Source organism: Cupriavidus sp. D39, assembly GCF_026627925.1.
In the GTDB taxonomy this organism is placed as follows: Bacteria; Pseudomonadota; Gammaproteobacteria; order Burkholderiales; family Burkholderiaceae; genus Cupriavidus; species Cupriavidus ulmosensis.
Genome location: NZ_JAPNLE010000009.1, coordinates 4,322,148 through 4,341,571, shown reverse-complemented (window position 1 = coordinate 4,341,571; position 19,424 = coordinate 4,322,148). Strand labels below are relative to the sequence as shown.

At 59.7% G+C, this 19,424-nt stretch carries 18 protein-coding genes, 1 tRNA gene and 1 pseudogene; 9 read left to right on the top strand and 11 right to left on the bottom strand.

All coding sequences use genetic code 11. From position 1 onward, the window contains the following. The first annotated feature begins 103 nt into the window (after positions 1 to 103). Positions 104 to 180, top strand: a tRNA-Met gene (locus OMK73_RS32310). Positions 181 to 546: 366 nt separating this feature from the next. On the opposite strand, the gene OMK73_RS32305 is transcribed toward OMK73_RS32310, so the two are convergent. Continuing rightward, complete coding sequence (locus OMK73_RS32305) at positions 547 to 1,113, bottom strand: antibiotic biosynthesis monooxygenase (RefSeq protein WP_267605597.1); 567 nt, start codon at positions 1,111 to 1,113, stop codon at positions 547 to 549. 628 nt (positions 1,114 to 1,741) lie between these two features. Further along, positions 1,742 to 2,542 (bottom strand): FadR/GntR family transcriptional regulator, encoded by an 801-nt coding sequence (locus OMK73_RS32300; RefSeq protein WP_267605596.1) that lies wholly within the window; start codon positions 2,540 to 2,542, stop codon positions 1,742 to 1,744. A 137-nt stretch (positions 2,543 to 2,679) separates the two neighbouring features. On the opposite strand from OMK73_RS32300, the gene OMK73_RS32295 reads away from it, so the two are divergent. After that, positions 2,680 to 3,087 (top strand): nuclear transport factor 2 family protein, encoded by a 408-nt coding sequence (locus OMK73_RS32295; protein ID WP_267605595.1) that lies wholly within the window; start codon positions 2,680 to 2,682, stop codon positions 3,085 to 3,087. A 23-nt stretch (positions 3,088 to 3,110) separates the two neighbouring features. On the opposite strand, the gene OMK73_RS32290 is transcribed toward OMK73_RS32295, so the two are convergent. The 5 genes from OMK73_RS32290 to OMK73_RS32270 all read right to left on the bottom strand — a co-directional run bounded on the left by OMK73_RS32290 (position 3,111) and on the right by OMK73_RS32270 (position 7,456). Next, entirely contained in the window at positions 3,111 to 3,572 is a 462-nt protein-coding gene (locus OMK73_RS32290) for a GlcG/HbpS family heme-binding protein (RefSeq protein ID WP_267605594.1), read from the bottom strand. After that, positions 3,573 to 4,976: an MFS transporter gene (locus OMK73_RS32285; RefSeq protein WP_267605593.1), complete on the bottom strand. Its 1,404-nt coding sequence runs from the start codon at positions 4,974 to 4,976 to the stop codon at positions 3,573 to 3,575. It lies immediately after the preceding gene. Between the two features lie 31 nt (positions 4,977 to 5,007). Beyond that, positions 5,008 to 5,706, bottom strand: a complete 699-nt coding sequence (locus OMK73_RS32280; RefSeq protein WP_267605592.1) for a SphA family protein — start codon at positions 5,704 to 5,706, stop codon at positions 5,008 to 5,010. 325 nt (positions 5,707 to 6,031) lie between these two features. Further along, positions 6,032 to 6,568: a cupin domain-containing protein gene (locus OMK73_RS32275; protein ID WP_267605591.1), complete on the bottom strand. Its 537-nt coding sequence runs from the start codon at positions 6,566 to 6,568 to the stop codon at positions 6,032 to 6,034. Positions 6,569 to 6,616: 48 nt separating this feature from the next. After that, complete coding sequence (locus OMK73_RS32270) at positions 6,617 to 7,456, bottom strand: HpcH/HpaI aldolase family protein (RefSeq protein ID WP_267605590.1); 840 nt, start codon at positions 7,454 to 7,456, stop codon at positions 6,617 to 6,619. A 662-nt stretch (positions 7,457 to 8,118) separates the two neighbouring features. Between OMK73_RS32270 and OMK73_RS32265 the strand changes: the two genes are divergently transcribed. After that, positions 8,119 to 8,664 carry a threonine aldolase family protein gene (locus OMK73_RS32265; protein ID WP_267605589.1) on the top strand — a complete coding sequence of 182 codons (546 nt, stop codon included), beginning with the start codon at positions 8,119 to 8,121 and terminating at the stop codon, positions 8,662 to 8,664. A 269-nt stretch (positions 8,665 to 8,933) separates the two neighbouring features. Here OMK73_RS32265 and OMK73_RS32260 read toward each other — a convergent pair. Next, positions 8,934 to 9,530 (bottom strand): annotated as a pseudogene (locus OMK73_RS32260) (SulP family inorganic anion transporter); the annotation flags it as partial. A gap of 608 nt (positions 9,531 to 10,138) precedes the next feature. Here OMK73_RS32260 and OMK73_RS32255 point away from each other — a divergent pair. Continuing rightward, positions 10,139 to 10,996 carry a MipA/OmpV family protein gene (locus tag OMK73_RS32255; RefSeq protein ID WP_267605588.1) on the top strand — a complete coding sequence of 286 codons (858 nt, stop codon included), beginning with the start codon at positions 10,139 to 10,141 and terminating at the stop codon, positions 10,994 to 10,996. A 230-nt stretch (positions 10,997 to 11,226) separates the two neighbouring features. Here OMK73_RS32255 and OMK73_RS32250 read toward each other — a convergent pair whose 3' ends face one another. From OMK73_RS32250 to OMK73_RS32240, 3 genes are all read right to left on the bottom strand, one after another. Continuing rightward, positions 11,227 to 12,045 carry a YciI family protein gene (locus OMK73_RS32250; RefSeq protein WP_267605587.1) on the bottom strand — a complete coding sequence of 273 codons (819 nt, stop codon included), beginning with the start codon at positions 12,043 to 12,045 and terminating at the stop codon, positions 11,227 to 11,229. An 84-nt stretch (positions 12,046 to 12,129) separates the two neighbouring features. Next, on the bottom strand, positions 12,130 to 12,729 hold the full coding sequence (locus OMK73_RS32245; protein WP_267605586.1) for a TetR/AcrR family transcriptional regulator: 600 nt from the start codon (positions 12,727 to 12,729) through the stop codon (positions 12,130 to 12,132). 37 nt (positions 12,730 to 12,766) lie between these two features. Then, positions 12,767 to 13,786, bottom strand: a complete 1,020-nt coding sequence (locus OMK73_RS32240) for a zinc-dependent alcohol dehydrogenase family protein (protein WP_267605585.1) — start codon at positions 13,784 to 13,786, stop codon at positions 12,767 to 12,769. A 515-nt stretch (positions 13,787 to 14,301) separates the two neighbouring features. Here OMK73_RS32240 and OMK73_RS32235 point away from each other — a divergent pair. The 5 genes from OMK73_RS32235 to OMK73_RS32215 all read left to right on the top strand — a co-directional run bounded on the left by OMK73_RS32235 (position 14,302) and on the right by OMK73_RS32215 (position 19,323). Further along, positions 14,302 to 15,210, top strand: coding sequence for a LysR family transcriptional regulator (locus OMK73_RS32235; protein ID WP_267605584.1), 909 nt, complete (start codon positions 14,302 to 14,304; stop codon positions 15,208 to 15,210). A 483-nt stretch (positions 15,211 to 15,693) separates the two neighbouring features. Next, entirely contained in the window at positions 15,694 to 17,097 is a 1,404-nt protein-coding gene (locus tag OMK73_RS32230) for an NAD-dependent succinate-semialdehyde dehydrogenase (protein WP_267605583.1), read from the top strand. 237 nt (positions 17,098 to 17,334) lie between these two features. Then, positions 17,335 to 17,706: a tautomerase family protein gene (locus OMK73_RS32225; protein ID WP_267605582.1), complete on the top strand. Its 372-nt coding sequence runs from the start codon at positions 17,335 to 17,337 to the stop codon at positions 17,704 to 17,706. Between the two features lie 262 nt (positions 17,707 to 17,968). Then, on the top strand, positions 17,969 to 18,679 hold the full coding sequence (locus OMK73_RS32220) for a 3-oxoacid CoA-transferase subunit A (RefSeq protein ID WP_267605581.1): 711 nt from the start codon (positions 17,969 to 17,971) through the stop codon (positions 18,677 to 18,679). Continuing rightward, positions 18,676 to 19,323 (top strand): 3-oxoacid CoA-transferase subunit B, encoded by a 648-nt coding sequence (locus OMK73_RS32215; RefSeq protein ID WP_267605580.1) that lies wholly within the window; start codon positions 18,676 to 18,678, stop codon positions 19,321 to 19,323. The genes OMK73_RS32220 and OMK73_RS32215 overlap by 4 nt, the downstream gene beginning before the upstream one ends. Positions 19,324 to 19,424: the final 101 nt, after the last annotated feature.

Sequence of the window (19,424 nt, the reverse complement as noted above, 5' to 3'; positions counted from 1 at the left end):
GGTTTTTTGCAGGCCGCGCGAGATGCCGTTCGACACCCTCGAAATTTTTTGAAGAGGGGGTGTTGACAGCCTCCAAATGCCATGTATAATCTCGGTCTTGTTCGGCGAATTAGCTCAGTTGGTTAGAGCGACGGAATCATAATCCGCAGGTCCGGGGTTCGAGTCCCTGATTCGCCACCATACAGTTGGGTGCCTTCGCGTTAGGGGAGCGCACCTTGGAAAAACCTCTTCAGATCTCTGATCTGAAGAGGTTTTTTCTTTGGCCTCCGAAGTTTCCACTTCCGGAGCGCCAACAATGTCAGTGACGCCCTGACTGAGCCGCTCGGCAACCCAAGGAAACGCTCGAACGCACTTCGATGAACTCCTGGGACGACCAGAAGGTGCGCGATGCACTGGCGGGATGGCGCATCCCTGCCGATCTTCGCGCAGGAGCGACTAGCCGGCGATGAGGACGCAACTCGGTAGCACGCTCGGTGCGCATGACGACACGCGCAAACGCACGATGCACGGCCTGAGCGCCGCTGCAGCGCGCCAAGTACGCACTGGTCACTTGAACAGCCAGTGTGCAACGAGCCGTGTATAGCGCGGCATCACCACGTAAACCATCAGGAACACGATTGCCGCCGTCACGGCTGCCTTGTCGATGAACGAGTCGTGGGCGAAGCCGAGGCGCGTGAGCACCGGCACGACGCTCCATGGTACGACGATGCTGAGCGGCAGGATGGCGCTCCACGTGATGAGCCACTGCTTCCACGCGGTTGGGATCCTGACTGGTGCGTTCTTTGGCGTGAACCAGAAATCGAGGCCAGTCCTGATCTCGTATCGGTCGCCTTGCCGCAGCGATGGCCGCATTCTCTCAATATGTTGGCGGCGCACATCGGATTCCATCCAAGCGTTGAGGCTTCTGAAGTCGGCGAAGCGGACGATGGTCGCATACTCGCGGCTCATGCCGACCGGACGGACCACATCGGTGCTTAGGTAGCCGGAAAACCTGGAGCATGCGGCTCGGATGTCCGCGAGCCACGTTTCGTACTGCTCGACGGCGTCGGGCTCGACCTCGTGGACAATGATGCTCGTCACGATTTCCTGCGGATTGAAGGTGGTCGGGTTCATCGCGCTCCCGTTGGATGGCGGTGACCGCCGAGCGATGCGTATGCGATTCGCTTTGACATGCTTGGCGACGGCACTGTGGCTGGACCTTTACATCTTACGCGGAATGCAGTTGTGCGGCAGCAACTGAGTGACGCGAGGTGCATTCACTTCCCACAGCCGGCGCCGATTATGTTCTGCGCGGCGTGCTTTGGGCCATCCGGCCCTTACAGGCGGCTCCTGATTACTCACCGTCGGCTTCCGGCCAGGAACGGCCGTTGGATCGGAAGCTGCTAGGCGTTCTGGCAGGTCTGTGGTCAGGGACTGAATCCGTAGGAGGGCATCTGGGTAAGTTCCGCAGCAGTCCTAGATTCGCAACGACCCTGCCCCCGCAGACAAGAAGAAGGCCATACCGATGGATCTCCAGCTCTTCTTCATCTGCTTTCTCACTTTTGTGATCCACCTGATCGGGACGTTGGCTTATTGCCCAGCACCGATGCAGGCGTCCGCTTCGGCGCAACTTGACAGCTCAGACTCGGTCTACTTGTATGGCCGAATGGATCGGTAACGGCAAACTTGCGGAGTTTCCCGCAATGGTGAGCGAAGTGAGCGGCGTCGTTTCAATCGTCGCCTGCGCGATTCTGCCGCCCCCTCACCCGCCCTGCACCAGCGAATTGAGCAGGCTTGTCATTGCGCCGTCGGACAGCATGGTGTCGAGCGCTGCCGGCAAAGACATGATGACCTTCGCCGAGCGCGCACCATAAAGGCGTGCCGCTTCCCGCGCCGCCTCGGTATCGTGCGCCGCTATGGCGTCGACCACTCGCAGTCGGTCCTTTGCCAGGGAGCGTGTCGTCTTTCTCCAGACGTCGAGTGAATCGCGAGTCAGCTCTTGGGCCAGCGCGATCTGCACGCCTGCCAGAAACCGGCACAGCACAGCTAGCAGCACATTGCCGGACGCCTTCCCCAAGGCGTCTACAAATCCGCGCAAGCCCGCCGCGATGGTCTCTGCATCCGCGCCCTTGTCGATATGCCGGAGCGCTTCGCGCAGGGTGTCGACGTCCTCCTGGGTCGACTTCGCCGCGGCGAGTTCCGCAGCGTATCCGTTGAGTACGCCGAGCACACCTAGCACATCGGCGAACCCGACCCTCTCCAGTTGCATCATTGAACTCAGCGACACGCAAATCAACTGATTGGCATCCGCGGTCACATAGGCGCCACTGCCGTGCCGAACCTCGACCAGCCGCGCGGTGGTCAACCCTCGGATCGCCTCGCGAACGGTCGGTCCGCTCACGCCATAACCTTCGGCCAGTCGCTTCTCCGTCGGCAACTTGCTTCCGCGGGGAAGTTGCCCAGCCAGGATCCTGCTTCGCAGATCTTCGAGAATCTGCTCCGCCGCGTTTCCTCTTGGGAGACGTCGCGAAGGTTGCCAAGCGCTCTCTACCGAATCCTGCATGCTGTTTCCCTTCTTTCTGGACTAGGACAAAGCGATAATACTATACTCTCAATGTCACCTAGTGACTTTCCATCCCATGCATCGTGGCAATCAACGGCACACCAATCACGCAACGCAAGGCCTTCCCGTAGACATCCATGATTCAACCCGAATTGCATTCTATCGAGCGGCTACTCAGCGATTTCGCATTCTGTGCCGACGATGGCGACGCAAATGGTCTGGCGCGCCTCTTTACGGAGGACGGCGTACTGAGCATAGGGAGCCATCAATCGGTAGGGCGCACTGCGATCGCCGCTGACTGCCAGGCACGCTTCGCCATCCCGAATCGAAAGACGCGGCACGTGTGGTCCAATCTTCGTGTTACGGCCCTCACTTCGGACACCGCCTCGACGACCGCCCTCCAGTTGACATTTGAGACGCTTGGTCCCGATACGCCCACTTCACTGAGAGTGAATGACGTTATCGATGAACTGCGCAGGAACGCGAATGGAGTGTGGCGATTCGCCCACCGCCAGATCCGCAAGGAACTGGCCCTGAGCTTATAGAATTGATGCCGTCGGCAAAGCCTCTAGCCGACGTCTGCCTTCAGGCCTGCCCCTTCGATGCCAAATACTGCGCAGGCTTCATCCTTTTCCGGTTGATCGCCGCTCACCCCGACGGCACCAATTGCACGGCCCTCGCTATCGCGAATAAGCACGCCACCCGCAACGGGCACGATACGCCCTTGCGAAATGTCCGTCAGCGCGGCGAAGAATGCCGGTGCTGTACTGGCGCGCTGTGCAAGCATGCGGCCTCCGGCGCCCATTCCAAGTACACCCCACGCCTTCGCCTGCGCAATTTGCGGCCGCAGGATGCTGCTCTGGTCCTCCCGCTTGAACGCGACGAGATGACCGCCGGCATCGAGTACCGCGACAGTCATGGGAGCGCAAGCCGTCCTGCGCGCCATGTGCAGCGCAGCGTCGACGATCGTGGCGGCTTGCTCGAGAGAGAATGTGTGCATACTGAGTACTCCTTGAGTTTGAACGATCAATCAGTCAAGCGTGGTCATGCTGGCAAGCGAACTGAAATCGCTGCCCGAAGGTCCGTCGGCGTGAAAGTCGGTTCGACCGTCCTCCTTGCGATGCCCCTGTCGGCGCATGAACCGACCCAATAGCAGCACGGCGACGGCCGCGCCCGCCGACGTGGCGCCCGCCACTAGAAACAACATTCCCGACGTCACACCCGAACCTAGCAGAACACCGCCAAGGACGGGACCAACGATTGCGCCAATGCGCCCTACTCCCATCGCCCAGCCGATCCCTGTTGCCCGCAGAGATGTGTCGTAGTACACCGCGCAGAGTGCGACGGTGCACATCTGCGCGCCGATGCTGAGTGCGCCAGCGACGAATGCCGCGGTGTAAAGCAATCTCGGCGACCAGCCGACAAAGCCGATGGCGCCAATAGCCAATGCGCCAGCGAGATAGCCCGCTCCGATCACAACCGGTGCCCCGTAACGATCCGAAAGGCGACCCAATACGATGCAACCAGCCACAGCACCGAAATTGAGCATCGACACAGCAAACACCGCTTGCTCAATATCGAACCCATAGCCACGAGCCACGATCGGAATCCAGTTGATCAGGAAGTACGTCAGAAGCAAGCTAAGAAAGAATGAAATCCAGAGCAGCAACGTGGTCGGTGCACGGCCGCTCCTGAACAGGCCAGACACCGGCAAACGCGATACACCTGAACAGAAGCCAATCTCGCCGTTCCATCGCCCCCGCGCGTTCATACGGTTCAGGATGCGTGCGATTGCATCCCGATCGCCACGCAACGCGAGATACCTCACCGACTCTGGCGAGACGACGAGAAAGATCGGGAGAATGAGCAGAGGCAGCGCGCCACCCGCAAAAAACACCCCCTTCCATCCGAACGCCGGAATGAGCGCAGCCGATGCGACGCCTCCCACTACCGCACCCAGCGGGAAGCCGCAGAACATCATTCCGACAAGCGAGCTCCTGAGACGCTTAGGCGCATACTCCGACGTGAGCGAGATGAAGGCCGGCAATGCGCCCCCGAGTCCGATACCGGTGACAAACCTTAGCGCGGTCAACTCTCCGATTGACTCTGCGAATGGGGTCAATAGCGATGCCACTGCAAAGACCAGAACCGCGCACAACATGGTCGTTTTCCTGCCGAAGCGATCTCCCGCAGCGCCGAGAACAAGCGCGCCGACGAGTCCGCCCAGAAGGCCAGCGCCGAACACGCGTCCGAACGCCGCCGGTTCCACGTTCCATTCGCTGATGATCTGCGGCGCGACAAAGGCGATAGCCTGGGTATCGAAGCCATCGATCATCGCGATCAGACCGCACAGTAGAAATATTGCGATCTGCAAGCCTGTAACGCCGCCCTGATCGATAATCGCCTCAAGATCAAGCGCTTTACTTGTATTCATTGGTGCCTCCATCATTGGTCCGATCCGTCGGCTAGAAGCGGAAGTTGAGATTGGCAAAGACCTTGTAGCCTTTCAAGATCGTCGCTCTGTCAGGTCCGGTGGGACCGCCCGACGCGTTGGCAACAATGTCTTTCGTCGCCCAGAGATTGACGGTAGCCGGGCCGAATTTGTATCCGACCAACGCACCGACGGCGAACAGGTTGTATCGATTCACATTGATTGCATGGCGATAGAAGGCACTCGATGTGTCGTTGTTGACTTGCCCGATGTATGAGGCTACCGGTCCTACGGTCCAATTGCCCAGCGCCTGCGTCACGGCAAAGTCCGCATGCAGGATGTCGCCCGTGCGGTAATGGGTCTTGGTATTCGGAGTGTTGAGTTCTACCGAAAAGTTGCCCGTGAGATTCCAGCCGTGCTTGATGTATGAAATACTGAGCAGTGGCTGGAATATCCACCATGGTGCGCCGGGATCTGCAAGACCGTTTTCCCCACTGATGGTGCCGTCTGGCACCGTCACCGCCAGCCCCGTTTTCACATGGAAACCGGTATCCCCCAGTTGCCAGCCAAGTTGTATGGGCGCAATCAGCGTGTTATGAATGCCGGAGCTCTGCTGGTTAAGCGGTGCCCCGGCGTCCGCCATCGTGAAAGGCTGCACGACGAGCGCCTCGTAACGGGCGCCGAAGACCGTCCAGCCGGGAGCCCACAGAATGCCCGTAACAGCAGACGCCACGTGCAGCGGCGTAGACTCATTGGGATCCCCGGGCCGTGACGATGCCCCTGAGCCGTGTAAATGACGTTGAAGCTGTAGACACCCGTGGGCAGCGAAGCCGCGGACAACGTCATCATTGCCCCCGGCGGGGTTGACCAGCCTGGATACCCCAGCTCGTAAGCCTGCGCCCCACCAGAACTTGTGATCGCGGCAACCGCCAATTTGCACGCGACCAGATTCTTGAATCTCATTCGTCTCCCCTGGCCGTCTTGTTCGTGACGACGCTGTTTTTGGAATAGCCAGTCATTTGTGGAGGTAGTGCGCGGCGTGACTGGCAAAGGAACCGCTAACGCGAGGTGGCGTCGATCATGCAGCCAACCAACAGGCATGGCTGGTCGGAGCGATTGCTCCACGCGTGATTGGTGCCGCGAATGATCACCGAATCGCCGGGACGCATCAGCCGCTCGTCGACGTCCGTCACGAGATAGATTTCCCCTTTGACACAGGTAATGCAGTCGAGCGTGTCGGTACGATGCATGCTCGGGTGGCGGGCCAGATCTTCAGCCGTCGGCGCGTGTTTCTGTTGCACCTCGACGTTCAGCTTCCGCAGCTCTTCGATGTGGTGCGCATTGTCGGCGGTATCGGGCGGGATTTCGAGCGCGCGATACAGCAGTCCTCCCGGCAGCGGCTCGCGCGTCGTGATTGAGATTGCGCGATCGCCTTCAATCGAATTGTCCACGGGTACTTCCGCAGCGCTCCACAACGTTGCCCGGTAGAAGATTCCTGGGTTGTGCTGCACGTTGGTGGCCTCATCCATCAACACTGCAGATTTCCCATTCGTGTCGGCTCCGACCACATACCGCTTCCAGTTCCATTTAGCCATTTCGGCACTCCCATAGTTGTCAATAAAAGGCAGACATTGTGTGAGGATTCAGCCGGGAAAGGCACTCTCCGGCGCAGGTGCGCGTTTGAACGACGTACCGTCAACACCGAGGTTGAGTGCCGCAACCGTTTGTTCGCAGAAGCGTCTGAAAGCCAGCGTGTCTAAGCCAAGGCAGAAGATGCGCACGCCATCTTCCAGCGACTTGCGGCAGGTCGCAGGCAAAGGGTCGAGCACGGGACCGCCAACCACGGCGACGCCATGCCGTTGCGCGGCGCTCAGCACTACCCTGTAGGCCTCTTGAACGCGTGGGCTCTTCATCATCTGGGTACCTTCACCCATCGCGTATGCAAGATCGCCGGCACCAAAGACGATGATCCTGACTTCGTCCAGCGCGCAGATTTCATCGATGTTCTCGACTGCATCGGGATGCTCGATCATCGGCACGAGCGCTATTTCGGCGTTATTCCAGGCGGTGTACTGATCGAAGTTCCTGAATGCGTAGCCCGCGGCGCGTGTCGCGGGGCAGATGCCGCGCTCGCCCATCGGCGGGAAGAACGCGTGCTTCGCGGCCAGCTTGACATCAGCGGCCGATCGAATCATTGGCAGAAAGACACCTTCTGCGCCTGCCTCCAACGCACGCCTGATACCGGTTTCGTCGGCCCGGTCGGGAACGCGCACATACGCCGCAAGGCCGGCCAGTTGCGCAGCCCGCACACTGCCCTCCATGGCCCGGACGTCATTGCCCGAGTGCTCGCAGTCGAGCATGACGAAGTCGAAACCTGTCAACCCCATGACCTCGATCAGCGACGGATGACCGGTGAAGCACTGCATCCCCAGCGGAATTTCGTCGCGTTCGAGCATTTCCAGCAGCTTGTTTCTCTTGAACATGGTTCCTCCTTTGAACGTGGGCAACGATGTGCGCACCGCTTGCTAACACACCAAGTCACCTGGTGACTATAGCACCAAGGATTGTTGTAGGAGAAGGCGTGATTTCGAGAAGAGCGGGTTAACGATAGGGTGTGGCCCTTCGGGCCCTTGGCTGCTCAAGTTGCTCTAATACGCAGTCGCTGAAGCGGTACTTCCACAGTGGGGAAGCATGGCCATGGCAGTCGTGAATCGAGGGACGCACACCCAGCCTCGCGCGCCTGGAGCCATTTCAAAGCCAAGTTGGCAGACTTCGACCGTGCGGGCTGGGGCGGGCTGGTGCAGGCCATGTGGATGGCGAGAAAGGTACCGTGCAGGTGCCTGTGTCGCGGATCCTGGTGGAAGGTTAGGCGTGCCTTCGAGCAGCGCGCGGATAAGAGAGCTGCGCTTTCATCCGAGTCGGCGATCACAACTCTGATCATCTTCAACCCCGTCGGGGCGCGCGAGGTAACGCCCTAACGACACCTACAAGGATTCTGGCAACCACGCGACCTGTCGGATTGCTTGACTGCTTTACCCCAGGAAGCCGCCGATTTGCCGGAGCTTGGCCCTTGGTTTGCTGTGGGTCGGTAAGAGACGAACGGGTAGCGGCGGCGGCCTGAGGTCCATTTCAGGCCACTATGAAGTTGTCTGCACCCACCATCTCCCCCGAATGGCTGCAAAGGGCCGCGGCACTGGCATCAACCAAAAACGACGCAACTTTGGCTGATATTGCTACTCTGGTCGACATCTTCTGGATCGGTGGAACCAAGGCCGGAGCGCTCTTGGGTGAAGCAATCGTTGTCTGCAATCCGGCGCTGACGGAGGATTTTGCATTTCATGTCAAGCAACGCGGCGGCATGCTGGCCAAGGGACGACTACTGGGTATCCAGTTTCAGGAGCTATTTGGCGCCAAGAATCTCTTCTTCGAAAATGCAAAACACGCCAACGCCATGGCATTAAAGCTCGCCTCCGGAATCATGTCTGCTGGCTACGGTCTTGAGGCTGAAACGGCGACAAATCAACTGTTTCCTGTATTGCCAAATTCCGTGATTGCTGATTTGCAACGGCAGTTCGCATTCTACGTCTGGAGAACGGTGGATGACGATCATTCAGTGATCCGACTGGTAACGTCCTGGGCGACACAGGAGGGGCAAGTCGACGCATTTCTGGCCCGCCTCGCTCAACGCTGAGATGGCGAGTCAATGCAACGGAGCGACCGCTATTGAGAAATCCAAGTGCGTCTTGTGGCCCCCGGTCAGCAACAGCCTCAGCTAGGCGGCGTGCCAGCTTCGGCTTTGCGTCGCACAGCTACGTGCAGAAGGGCGCGTTGTCCTTCGCACGCTACGAACTCGCGCTCAGGGACTAAATTGACGGTCGTCGCATCGCGATCTGCGACGTCCGATTTTGCATGGACGCCAGCCTTGCAATTGCCGTGGAGCAGCCACGTGAAAGCGCTGCACGAGACGCACGCAAAGCAGGCCATCGACCGGGCGAACTCGCTGGGGCGAAGGCGCAGCAAACGCGCCACGCTCCGTATCTCGAACAGGCCGAGACAAGCCGCGACAACCACGGCGCCCAGCGCCGCATTGGGCAAGGTGCGGAAGAGCGCGGGGGCGAACAGCAGCAGCATGGCAACGCTCAGCGCGGCAATCACGCTGGTGAGCTGCGTCCGCGCGCCGGCGGCTTCGGCAACCGGGGTGCGTGACGAACTGCTCGTCACGGGGAAACCCTGCAGCAGGCCCGCAGCCAAATTGGCAGCGCCCAGGGCGATCAGTTCCTGGTTGCGGTTCACCGCGTATTGCAGTCCTACCCCGATGCACAGCGATCCCGACAGGATCGCAAGCATGCCGGCGAGCATCGCCGCCCTCTCTGGGTGGGCGCCAGCCAACGGCAACACGATGGAGGCGATCAACGCGGCCAGCGCGGAGTCGGGGCCAAGGACCAGAATGCGGCTAGGCCCGAACGCGGCGTAGGCGACGAGAGCCGCAAGGCTGGCGTAGAGCCCGGTGATGGCGGGCAAATGCGCCGCTTCGGCGTAACCCATGCCGGCCGGAATTCCACATTCTAGCGCCTGGCAAAACGAAGAGGCTTGACAAGCAAGCTGCGTAACGGCTAGATCCGGCTTGGGGCGAATCTAAGTGTCCGCAGCGAACTACTGATCCTCGCCGGTGAAAGGGTTCTTTGGATTGCGCTCTTGTGCTGCTCCGGGAGGACGGTCTTCTGGCTGATGTTGGAGAAAGGGGGCGTTGGTCGGCGGGCGCCTGGGTCGTCCTGGACCCGCGGCGGCAAGCTGCCGGCCCTGGCAATCGCGTCGCACAAGCGCCTACCGCAGTCTCCCGATCTGCCGACCGTGACGGCTTCCGGCGTGCCCGGCCTCACGGCTTCGTGCCGGTGGCGGGCCTTTCTTCGCAATTTAGCCCGCTAGGTCGGCGGACGCAAAGTATGGCGGCGCCGGCACCGCCGCCCCCGGGCGCACCACCGCGGCGTAACGGCGCTTTGAAAAAGCCGCAGGGATTTTGTAGTCTTAACGCAAAGGAAGCGTGACATCCTGAAGCAGGAAGACATACCCGAATGCCCTTTGCTCCGGGCGCCGAGGCTCGATGGAGCTAGTCGGCGACAGGCCCGGCTTTATGCGCGGCCAATCAGCCCAGTGACGGAGGACGAATGGCGGATAACAGCAATACTGCGGCCCGGTGGCCGGCTGCCCTGCTGGTGGGCCTGGCGGCTGCCGCTTCGAGCGCTCGCGCGCAGACACCGTCGCCGCTGGCCGAGTGGCAATATTCGGCCGGTGTCCCGTTGATGAAACTGTACGAGGCGAAGGTGCCCGACTGGCAGGTCCAGGTTGGGGCCGCCGCCAGCCTGCGACCGTATTACGAAGGTACCCTGCGCTATCACGTGCTCGCGGGCCCCAGCTTCGATATCCGCTACCGCGACCTGTTCTTTGTTTCCGCCGGTGAGGGCATCGGCGTGAACCTGCTGCGGGCGAACCACTGGCGCGCGGGGGTGGCGATAGGCTACAACCTGGGCCGGCGCATGGCCGACGATCCCGGCCGTCTCAACGGACTAGGCAACATCAATTTTGCAGTCGAGACCAAGCTCTTTGGCGAGTATGTGGTGTCAGCGTCATTCCCCTTGGTGGTGCGCATCGATGTGCGGCGCAGCCTGGGCGGCACCGACGGCTGGATCGGCGATATCGGCGCCTACCTGCCGCTGCCCGGCAGCTCGGAGCGCTTTTTCTGGTTTGCCGGCCCTACCGTCACCTTCGGTGATGCGCGCTACATGAGCCGGTGGTTCGGCGTCACCTCGGCTCAGGCGACGCGCTCGGGCTATCCGCAATACAAGGCCGATGCGGGCCTCAAGTCATACGGCGCGGGCATCTCCGCGATCTGGTTCTTTCGCGAGCATTGGTTTGTCACCGGCGACGTTGCGGTCGGCCAACTCGCTGGCTCGGCGGCGCACAGTCCGATCACGCAGAAGGCGACCAATACGGTCGTCGATCTTTCGCTGCACTACCAATACTGATGTGCCCTCGGCACCCTCGCTGCACCATTACACTACCGCGACGAGCCGCCAGCCAGCATCGTGAGCCGCGCCGGCACCAACGCGAAGGGATGAGGCCTTCGCCGGGCGAGATTCGTGGCTTAATCCAGCACCTCACTTTTGATCCATCGCGCACTGCGCGCCATAGAGTAAGCGTCAGCCCAGCTTCTTCAGCTGCCCGCGCACGTAGGCGGTGCTGGGTAGCATGCGCTTCAACGGCTCTGGATCAATCCCGCATTCAAACCAAACAGCCGCCACTCCGAAAGCGCATACGATTCGAACACACCCTCGGCATGATACGGGTCCTTTTGTACCAGCGCCATCGCTTCATCTTTCGACCGCGCCCGATAAATGTACATGGCGCCCGAGTCGTCTGCAAAAGGACCCGCCATGATCAGCCCGCCGTTCGCCTTGATCGCCTGTGCATACGATTGGTGGGCCGCCCTCACCCGCTCGACACGCGCCGAGTCGGAAACGTATTTCACGTAACTGACGTAGAGCCGCGCGGCATGCGCGTCCGATGCGACTGGCGTAGCGCCAGATGCACGAGGCTCCTTGGGCTGAGCACGCCGATCCTCCGGGACGAGCGCGGCAGCGAGCAACTCAATGTTCCTGTCGAGCACGTTCCACTCGCCCAGACGATAGTTCGCAATCGCACCTTGCTGAACGAACGGATCGCTTTGCGCCAAGGTCTCGGCTTGCTGTTTCGACGCCACCTCATAAACGAGCAGGACGCCGCTGGGCCGCCCGTCATCGCCGAGCAGGGGGCCGCCCATCACTAGCCGGTCGTGCTCGCGAAGCGCATCCGCGTAAACCTGATGTTCCGCTCGGGACGCGTCCACCCTGCCCCGGTCCGTAACATACGTCGCGTAGTTCACGATTGTCATTGAGCCTGAATCTCCTGCCAGGACTTCAGACAGCGTGGGAAGCGGGGATGCTGCCGTGGCCGAGGCCATGCCGGCAAGCGCGAGGCTTGCGGCGCCTGCGGCGGCGGATACGAGGAAGTGGCGGCGCGACAGATCTTGCAACACGATGTTTCCTTGAGTTTGGAGTACGGCTGATGGTGCGGATGGTTGCTTAGTGTTCGTCAATGCAGACGATAAGCTGCTGCTTCACTACCCCTTCGATGCTTTCACCAGCATGGCATGCACCGCCTTCAATATTTCATCGGACAACGAAGGGTCGCTTTTGGCGACGGCCCGGGCGGCGGCCATAGCTCCGATTTCCGCGGCGACGATGGCCAGCCCCAGGCGGCGCCGTTCAGCCTCGGGAATGGCTTCGTCCATTACGGCCTCGAATGCGCTCGCCTTCTCCTGAAACCCTTTGGCGAACCGCGCGCTGATGTCCTTTCCGTGCCGCCCGATTTCGCTCGCCGACGCCGTCATTGGACAACTCATGCCCGGTTCGTCGCGGTTGAGCGGCGAAAGCAGATAGTCGAGATACCCCGACACGCTGTGCTTGCGGCGCGTTCCCTCGCCCCGGAATGCTTCGCGGCTCAGCGCCAGGGCCTGCGTAAAGGCTTCCGTCGCCAGATCGTCCTTCGAGCGGAAATGTGCGTACAGCGCCCCGTGCGTCAGCCCGGCTTCACGCGCGATTTCCGCGACGCCCACGCCATCGATGCCTCGCTCGCGAAACAGCCGGCTGGCCGTGGCCAGCAGCACTTCGCGGTTTTCATCGGATTGCTCGCGTTTTACATACACCATGGTCTTCTCCAAAAACGGGGACTGCGCATAACGGTGACACAGGCGAAGCTCAGCCCTGCGCGAATGCCAGCAGCGGTTTGGCGTTGTCTCCGGCGCGCTCCGCGGCCGTGAAAGCTTCGAGTGCGTCATCAACGTGGTAGCGGCGCGCCGCAGGCGGCTTCAAGCGGCCCTCGGCCATAAGATCGAGCAGACTGCGCAACATCCGGCTGCCTTCACTCACCCCCTGGCGTGCGAGCCATGAGTAGATGAACCAGCCGCGCACCTCGGCACTTGAGTAGACCAGCGCCGGGGCGAAAACCGGCATCTCGAAGGCTGCCGGGTCGGACTGGCGGTGCGACGACAGGGCTCCATAGACGAGCAGGCGTCCGTTCTGGGCCAACTGACGCGCAAGCGTGGCGCCGGTGCGGCCGGCAACGCAGTCGATCGCCCTCGCGATGCCATTGCCGCCGGCGGCCTTCTTCAGTTGCTCGGGCCAGCTTTCGTCCGCGGTGCACAGCACGATGTCACCGCCGAGTTCACGGATCTCGGCGACCTGCTCTTCACGGCGTACCAGGTTGATGGTGCGGAATCCCTGCGCTTTCGCGATCTGCAGCACGAAGCGACCGACCGTCGAGCCGGCCGCGCTCTGGACAAGCCAGTCGCCGCGTCCAAGCTGGTGCTCCACCACTGTCATTGCCCATGCCGTCATCGGGTTGATCAGGGCCTGTGCGGCGTCCTCGTCGGAGACCGCCGCCGGTACAGCTATCGCGCGGTCGGCCGGACTGATGACTTGCTCTCGCCAGGTCCCGGGCACATCCAGCAGAACGACGCGCTCTCCGACCCGCGTGCGCGGCACGTCGCTGCCCACGGCGTCGATGATTCCGACGCCCTCGGACCCGGGCGAAGCGGGCAGTTTTGGCCGACGCTGAGGGGCGAAACGTCCACGGATGATGTGCAAGTCGGACGGGTGCACGGGCGCCAGGAGCATCCTCACGCGGACTTCCGTTGGCCCAGGCATGGGTTCGGGCAAATCACGCAAGTGGACTACTGCCGACGGTTCGCCGTTGTGTTCGATGACCAGGGCCTTCATGTGCTTTCTCCTTCGCTCGAGTAGCGGTGTTAGCTACTGTGTCAAACATGGCAAGGTCTTCCAACCTTAATTGCGACTGCAATCAAGGCTATACGTCGAACTATCGACTGTCAAGTTGGATTGCGAGAATCACGGTTATCTTGCTGGCGGAGCGGCGGGCGCGATGCTTGGCTGGCTTGGCTAACGCTTGCCGGCCATCTACGCTCGTTCCCCATCGCCCTGAAATGAGCGCTCGAAGATCCCTTCCACTTCGGTAAGAGATCTTCGAAGAACTATGGTCGTCGTCGTGACATCGGCCTTGGCCGACGCTCAGTTCGGACGCATCTGACAACATGAACGCGTCCTGACCTGCTTTAGCTACCAGTGTGCACACAGGATGTCAGAGCGCCGCAAGAGTAATATCTCTGCTGACGGATGGAGCATCAATAAGGCGCTTGCAATCCAGGTCGAGCCTTGAGAAGGCGCGGCCCCAACGCGAAAGCGCTCGCGGTTCAGCTACTCATCGAGTACCCCGAATGGACCTGAATCTGATCACGTTGTTTATTGAGATTGTGGAGTGTCACGGCTTGGCCGCAGCCGCGCGCAAGCTCAATATGTCCAAGTCAAACATCAGCCAGAGACTCAAGGTTCTCGAGCGTGAAACGAGAGCGCAACTTGTTCGAAGATCGGCGCGCAGTTTCGAGCTGACCGAAGCGGGTCAGGTGCTCTACGCCAGCGGACGGCGTATGCTGGATGACCTGGATAACGCCCGTGCATCCATCGACATGCTTGGGCACACGCTGACGGGGCGGATTCGCATCAGCGTACCCACCGGCATTGGCAGGTTATTTGTCGGATCGAAACTACGTGAGTTCGCGCGGATTCATCCGGGAATCACGCTGACCATCACCTTCAGTAACCGGATCGAAGATCTTATCGCATCCGAAATCGACATTGCGCTGCGGATCGAGCGAACACCGCCTTTGGATTACGTGGCTCGTGAAGTTTGTTCAATTGACTGGGTCCTTTGCGCATCCGCGGATTATTTTCATAGACGCGGACCGATTAACTGCCCCGCGGACCTCGCATCGCAGACTTTTATCGGGTTGCCGCCAAGTCAGGAGTCTACGATCGAGCTTAGAAATCGAATTGACGATACGGACGGCCAGCTCGTCCATATCCAGCCAACGCTACAATCGGCAGACTACCCATTTCTCCTCGATGCTGTACTGGAAGGCATGGGCATCGGTATTCTGCCAACATATGCAATGCGCGGACCGACCGCCCAAAATCTGCAGCAAGTACTTCCGCAGTACCGGATCGTCGGGCAGCTTAACAGCCTGTACATTCTCACGCTTCCAAGCCATTTCCCGTCACCCGCAAAACGGGCGCTAATGGAATACCTTGAAAAAGAATTGAGGGAATACGCCGAGAGCTGGAAATAAGCGCGTCAAGTTGCACCGGCCCCGTAAGCCGGCGCACCAATTCGAAGCTTCACCGCATCTTGTGGAGCCGTAGCTGCCACAAGGCGTCACAACTATCGCGCGACGGCAGAGGCGCCGCGACGCAATCGCCCCTTAAAGCCACTGGTTCAGTCTGACCGCACTGCTGGCCGCCGGTGCGTCCGCCTCCAACAGGCCGTCGGAAGACACGTCATGTTTGCGCCGGAAGTGGCCGCCCGCGCCACACCAGACCACGCCACGTGCGCACTGACCGACGTGCCCTGCCCATCCCTTTTTTGGAGACTGCGTCGTCGGCGCCATGTTAACTAGCAGTGAACGCTGCATCCTTTCCCAATGGGATTGTCAGCCGGGAGGGTCAAGTCCAGAATGAGCCAACGATGCATGGATGGTAAAAAATTCAGGGGCTCGGGCGCTATCTGATTCCATTTTCCGTCCATATTCTGCTGACATAGCGAGGAGCGCTAGATGGAATACAAGACAATCAACCCTGCGACAGGAAAATTAGTCAAGACGTTCGAAAGCGCGAATGACCACGAGATCGCGGACATTATTGCGACGGCTCAAAGTGCTTTTGAACTGGATTGGCGGCATCGGTCCGTTGCGGATCGTGCGCGGGTTATCGCGAAGGCGGCATCTATCCTGCGAGACAAGGCGGAAGAATATGCGCAGATTATCACGCTGGAGATGGGAAAGAGGATCGCCGAAGCACGCGCCGAAGTGAAGTTATCAGCAAATATCCTCGACTACTACGCGCAGCGCGCACACGAGTTCCTTGAGCCGCAACAAGTGCCGGAGGTGTCCGGCGCCAAAGTCCATGTTTATCCGGTTGGAATCCTGCTGGGTGTCGAACCGTGGAATTACCCGTACTACCAGATCGCCCGCGTTGCCGCTCCGCAGCTCATGGTTGGCAATGTACTCATCTTGAAGCATGCCGAAAACGTGCCGCAATGTGCACTGGCGTTTTCTCGACTGTTTGAAGAAGCTGGTGCGCCCGCGGGGGTCTACACCAGCGTCTTCGCGTCGATTGACCAGGTCGGGAGGATCATCGACGATCCACGCGTGCGCGGAGTAACCCTAACGGGCAGTGAAAGAGCCGGCGCCGCTGTTGCTGAGCGGGCTGGGCGCAATCTGAAAAAAGTCGTACTCGAACTCGGTGGCAACGATGCCATGATCGTCCTGGAGGATGCTCCACTCGAATGGGCCATCGATACCGCGTTAATCGGACGGACGCTGAATTGCGGACAGGTTTGCGTTGGCTCGAAACGCATCATCGTCGTGGGCAAACAGCGCGGCGAGGAATTCCTCAGCGGCTTTAAAAAGGCCATGACCGCCCTGCAGGCTGGCGACCCTGCGGACGCGAATACGACGCTTGGGCCGATTTCGTCAGAAAAAGCCCTCGATCACCTTCTTGACCAGATCCAGCGCGCAGTTGATTCCGGCGCAGCTATCGAGTGTGGCGGCCATCGCATCGATCGGGAAGGGTTCTATATTGAACCCACCATACTTAGCAACATCAACACGAGCGACCCGATCTATCGGGAAGAGCTCTTCGGCCCTATCGCTTCTTTCTTCGTTGTTGCAAATGAAGAAGAAGCCATTCGGCTCGCAAACGATACGCAATATGGACTCGGCGGCTCCATCCTGACCGCCGATCTTGAGCGCGGCGAGCAGATTGCCGCGCGTATTGACAGCGGCATGGTGTTTGTAAATCGACCGTTTTCGACGATTCCCCAGCTACCGTTTGGCGGTGTCAAGAACTCTGGATTCGGGAGGGAGCTGTCGATGGCCGGTTTCGAGGAATTCGTTAATAAAAAACTGATCACTACGGACCCGGTTGGCACTCTACCATTGAAACCTAAAGGAAGCTGATAGGCAGCCGCATCGCCTTCGCTAAGAATGCTGCATTTGCGAAAAACATGGGCTTAATCCGATAGTCTTTTCCTTGGCTATCGATATCGCTGCCTTACTGATGTCACGTCCTTTTTCGAAAGAGAATCAGATGTTTTGACATGATAAGCGCGGCATCTTTAAAGCATGGAGACAAAAAATGCCTTTGTGGAATATCTATCATCCAGTCGGCGCCTACACGGCGGAAGAAAAAAGGAGATGGCAAATCGCATCGCCGACATCTACATCATTCCTCGCTTCTACGTAGGCGTTCTGTTCCATGAACAGCCGAAAGACTCCTTCTACATGGGAGGCGAGGAGCGAGGCGATTTCGTCAGAATCCGACTGGACCAATTCGCCAGGCACATCTCCAAGGACGTCGAGTGGACGGCGTCCTGGCTGCGCAAAGCGAATGCCGCGATTGCACCCTTCGTTCAGGATCGGGGCTACCACTTCGAGTTGCATGTCGGCGAAACACCGCGCGAACTGTGGTTGATCGACAGCATTCACCCACCTCGTCCCGATACGGAAGCCGAGATGAGGTGGAAGCTTGAAAACCGGGCGTCGCCCTATGATCCGAGCGAAGGCTGATCGGACCCGTTTCGCCTGAAACAGTTCGTACGCTGATACTCAACTGCCCGCGGCAACGGCCGAGCCGTCACCGCGGTCTCTCCCAGCTTTCTGGCTGCTCGCCTCCCTCGAGATCGCTTTTTATCAAAGCGCAAACGTGGTGCGAAGCTTCGCGCCTCGCAGCAGATCTCGCTCCGGGTCTGGTTCAAGACCACTGCAAGGGACGTCGTTGGAGCGCCATTTACCCAAGCGGCCAGACACATCAGTCGCCTTTGGAATTCTTATGCTCAACAAGATTCTGGAAACATGCGAAGCCGCGCTAGAGGACGTCAAGGATGGTGCAATCATCATGATCAGCGGCTTCGGGCGAGCAGGCCTTCCCTTGCAACTGATTGACGCGCTGGTTGCGCAGGGTGCGCGCGATCTCACAATCATCAGCAACAACTCTGGAAGCGACGATTCTGGATTCGGTGCACTGATTCGGCAGAAGCGTGTAAGGAAGCTGATTTGTTCGTTTCCGCGGCTCGCCGGAGCAACCCTGTTTGACGCGGCTTATCGGGCGGGAGAAGTGGAACTTGAAGTCATTCCACAAGGTACGTTGGCGGAGCGCATGCGGGCTGCAGGCGCCGGAATCGGCGGATTCTATACCCCAACAGCCTATGGCACCAGGCTCGCGGAAGGAAAGGAATCCCGCAAGATAGAGGGCAAGAACTACATCTTCGAATTACCGCTGAAAGCTGATTATGCGCTCGTGAAGGCACATTGCGCAGACCAATGGGGCAACCTGACCTACAGGATGTCCGGTCGCAATTTTGGTCCCATCATGGCCAGCGCGGCGACGACTGCGATCGCGCAAGTCAGCGAAATCGTCCCACTCGGTGCGTTGAATCCAGAGGCGGTTGTTTCCCCAGGAATCTTTGTAAAACGCGTGGTGCAGGTTTCGTCATTTCCTGCAAATCGGGCGGAAACGTTAGAGACGAGATCGCAGAAATGAAAAAGCTTACACGGATCGAAATGGCGCAGCGCGTTGCGCGAGATATCCCGGAAGGCGCATACGTCAATCTGGGAATTGGCGTACCGACGCTTGTCGCCAATCATCTGGACCCACACCGGGAAATCATTCTTCACAGCGAAAACGGCATCCTCGGGATGGGGCCCGCGCCAGCGCCTGGCGATGAGGACGATGACCTGATCAATGCAGGAAAGGAACCGGTCACGCTCCTTCCAGGAGGCGCGTTCTTCCATCATGCCGATTCCTTTTCCATGGTGCGCGGCGGACATCTGGACTACTGCGTACTGGGCGCGTTCCAGGTATCGGTCAATGGCGACCTGGCGAACTGGCACACCGGGCAAGCCGACGCCATTCCAGCGGTTGGCGGTGCGATGGATCTCGCAACTGGCGCGAAGGATGTCTACGTGATGATGGAGCATCTGACTAAAAAGGGCGAAAGCAAGATCGTCGAACGATGCTCCTATCCCGTCACCGGGATGGGTTGCGTGAGCCGGATCTATACCGATCTGGCGGTTATCGATATCACGCCTTCGGGCCTGGAGGTCGTAGAGATCTGCTCGGACATATCGTTCGACGAACTCTGCGAATTGACGGGCGTCCAGATGCTCCGAGGGGCAGTCGGATGAACTCAACCTGCAAGCCCGGATGCTGCCCTGGATTCAAACCAAGGGAACTTCGCAACGAACGTTGTCTGTTCAATTCGACAACGCCTGAACCAATACATGGA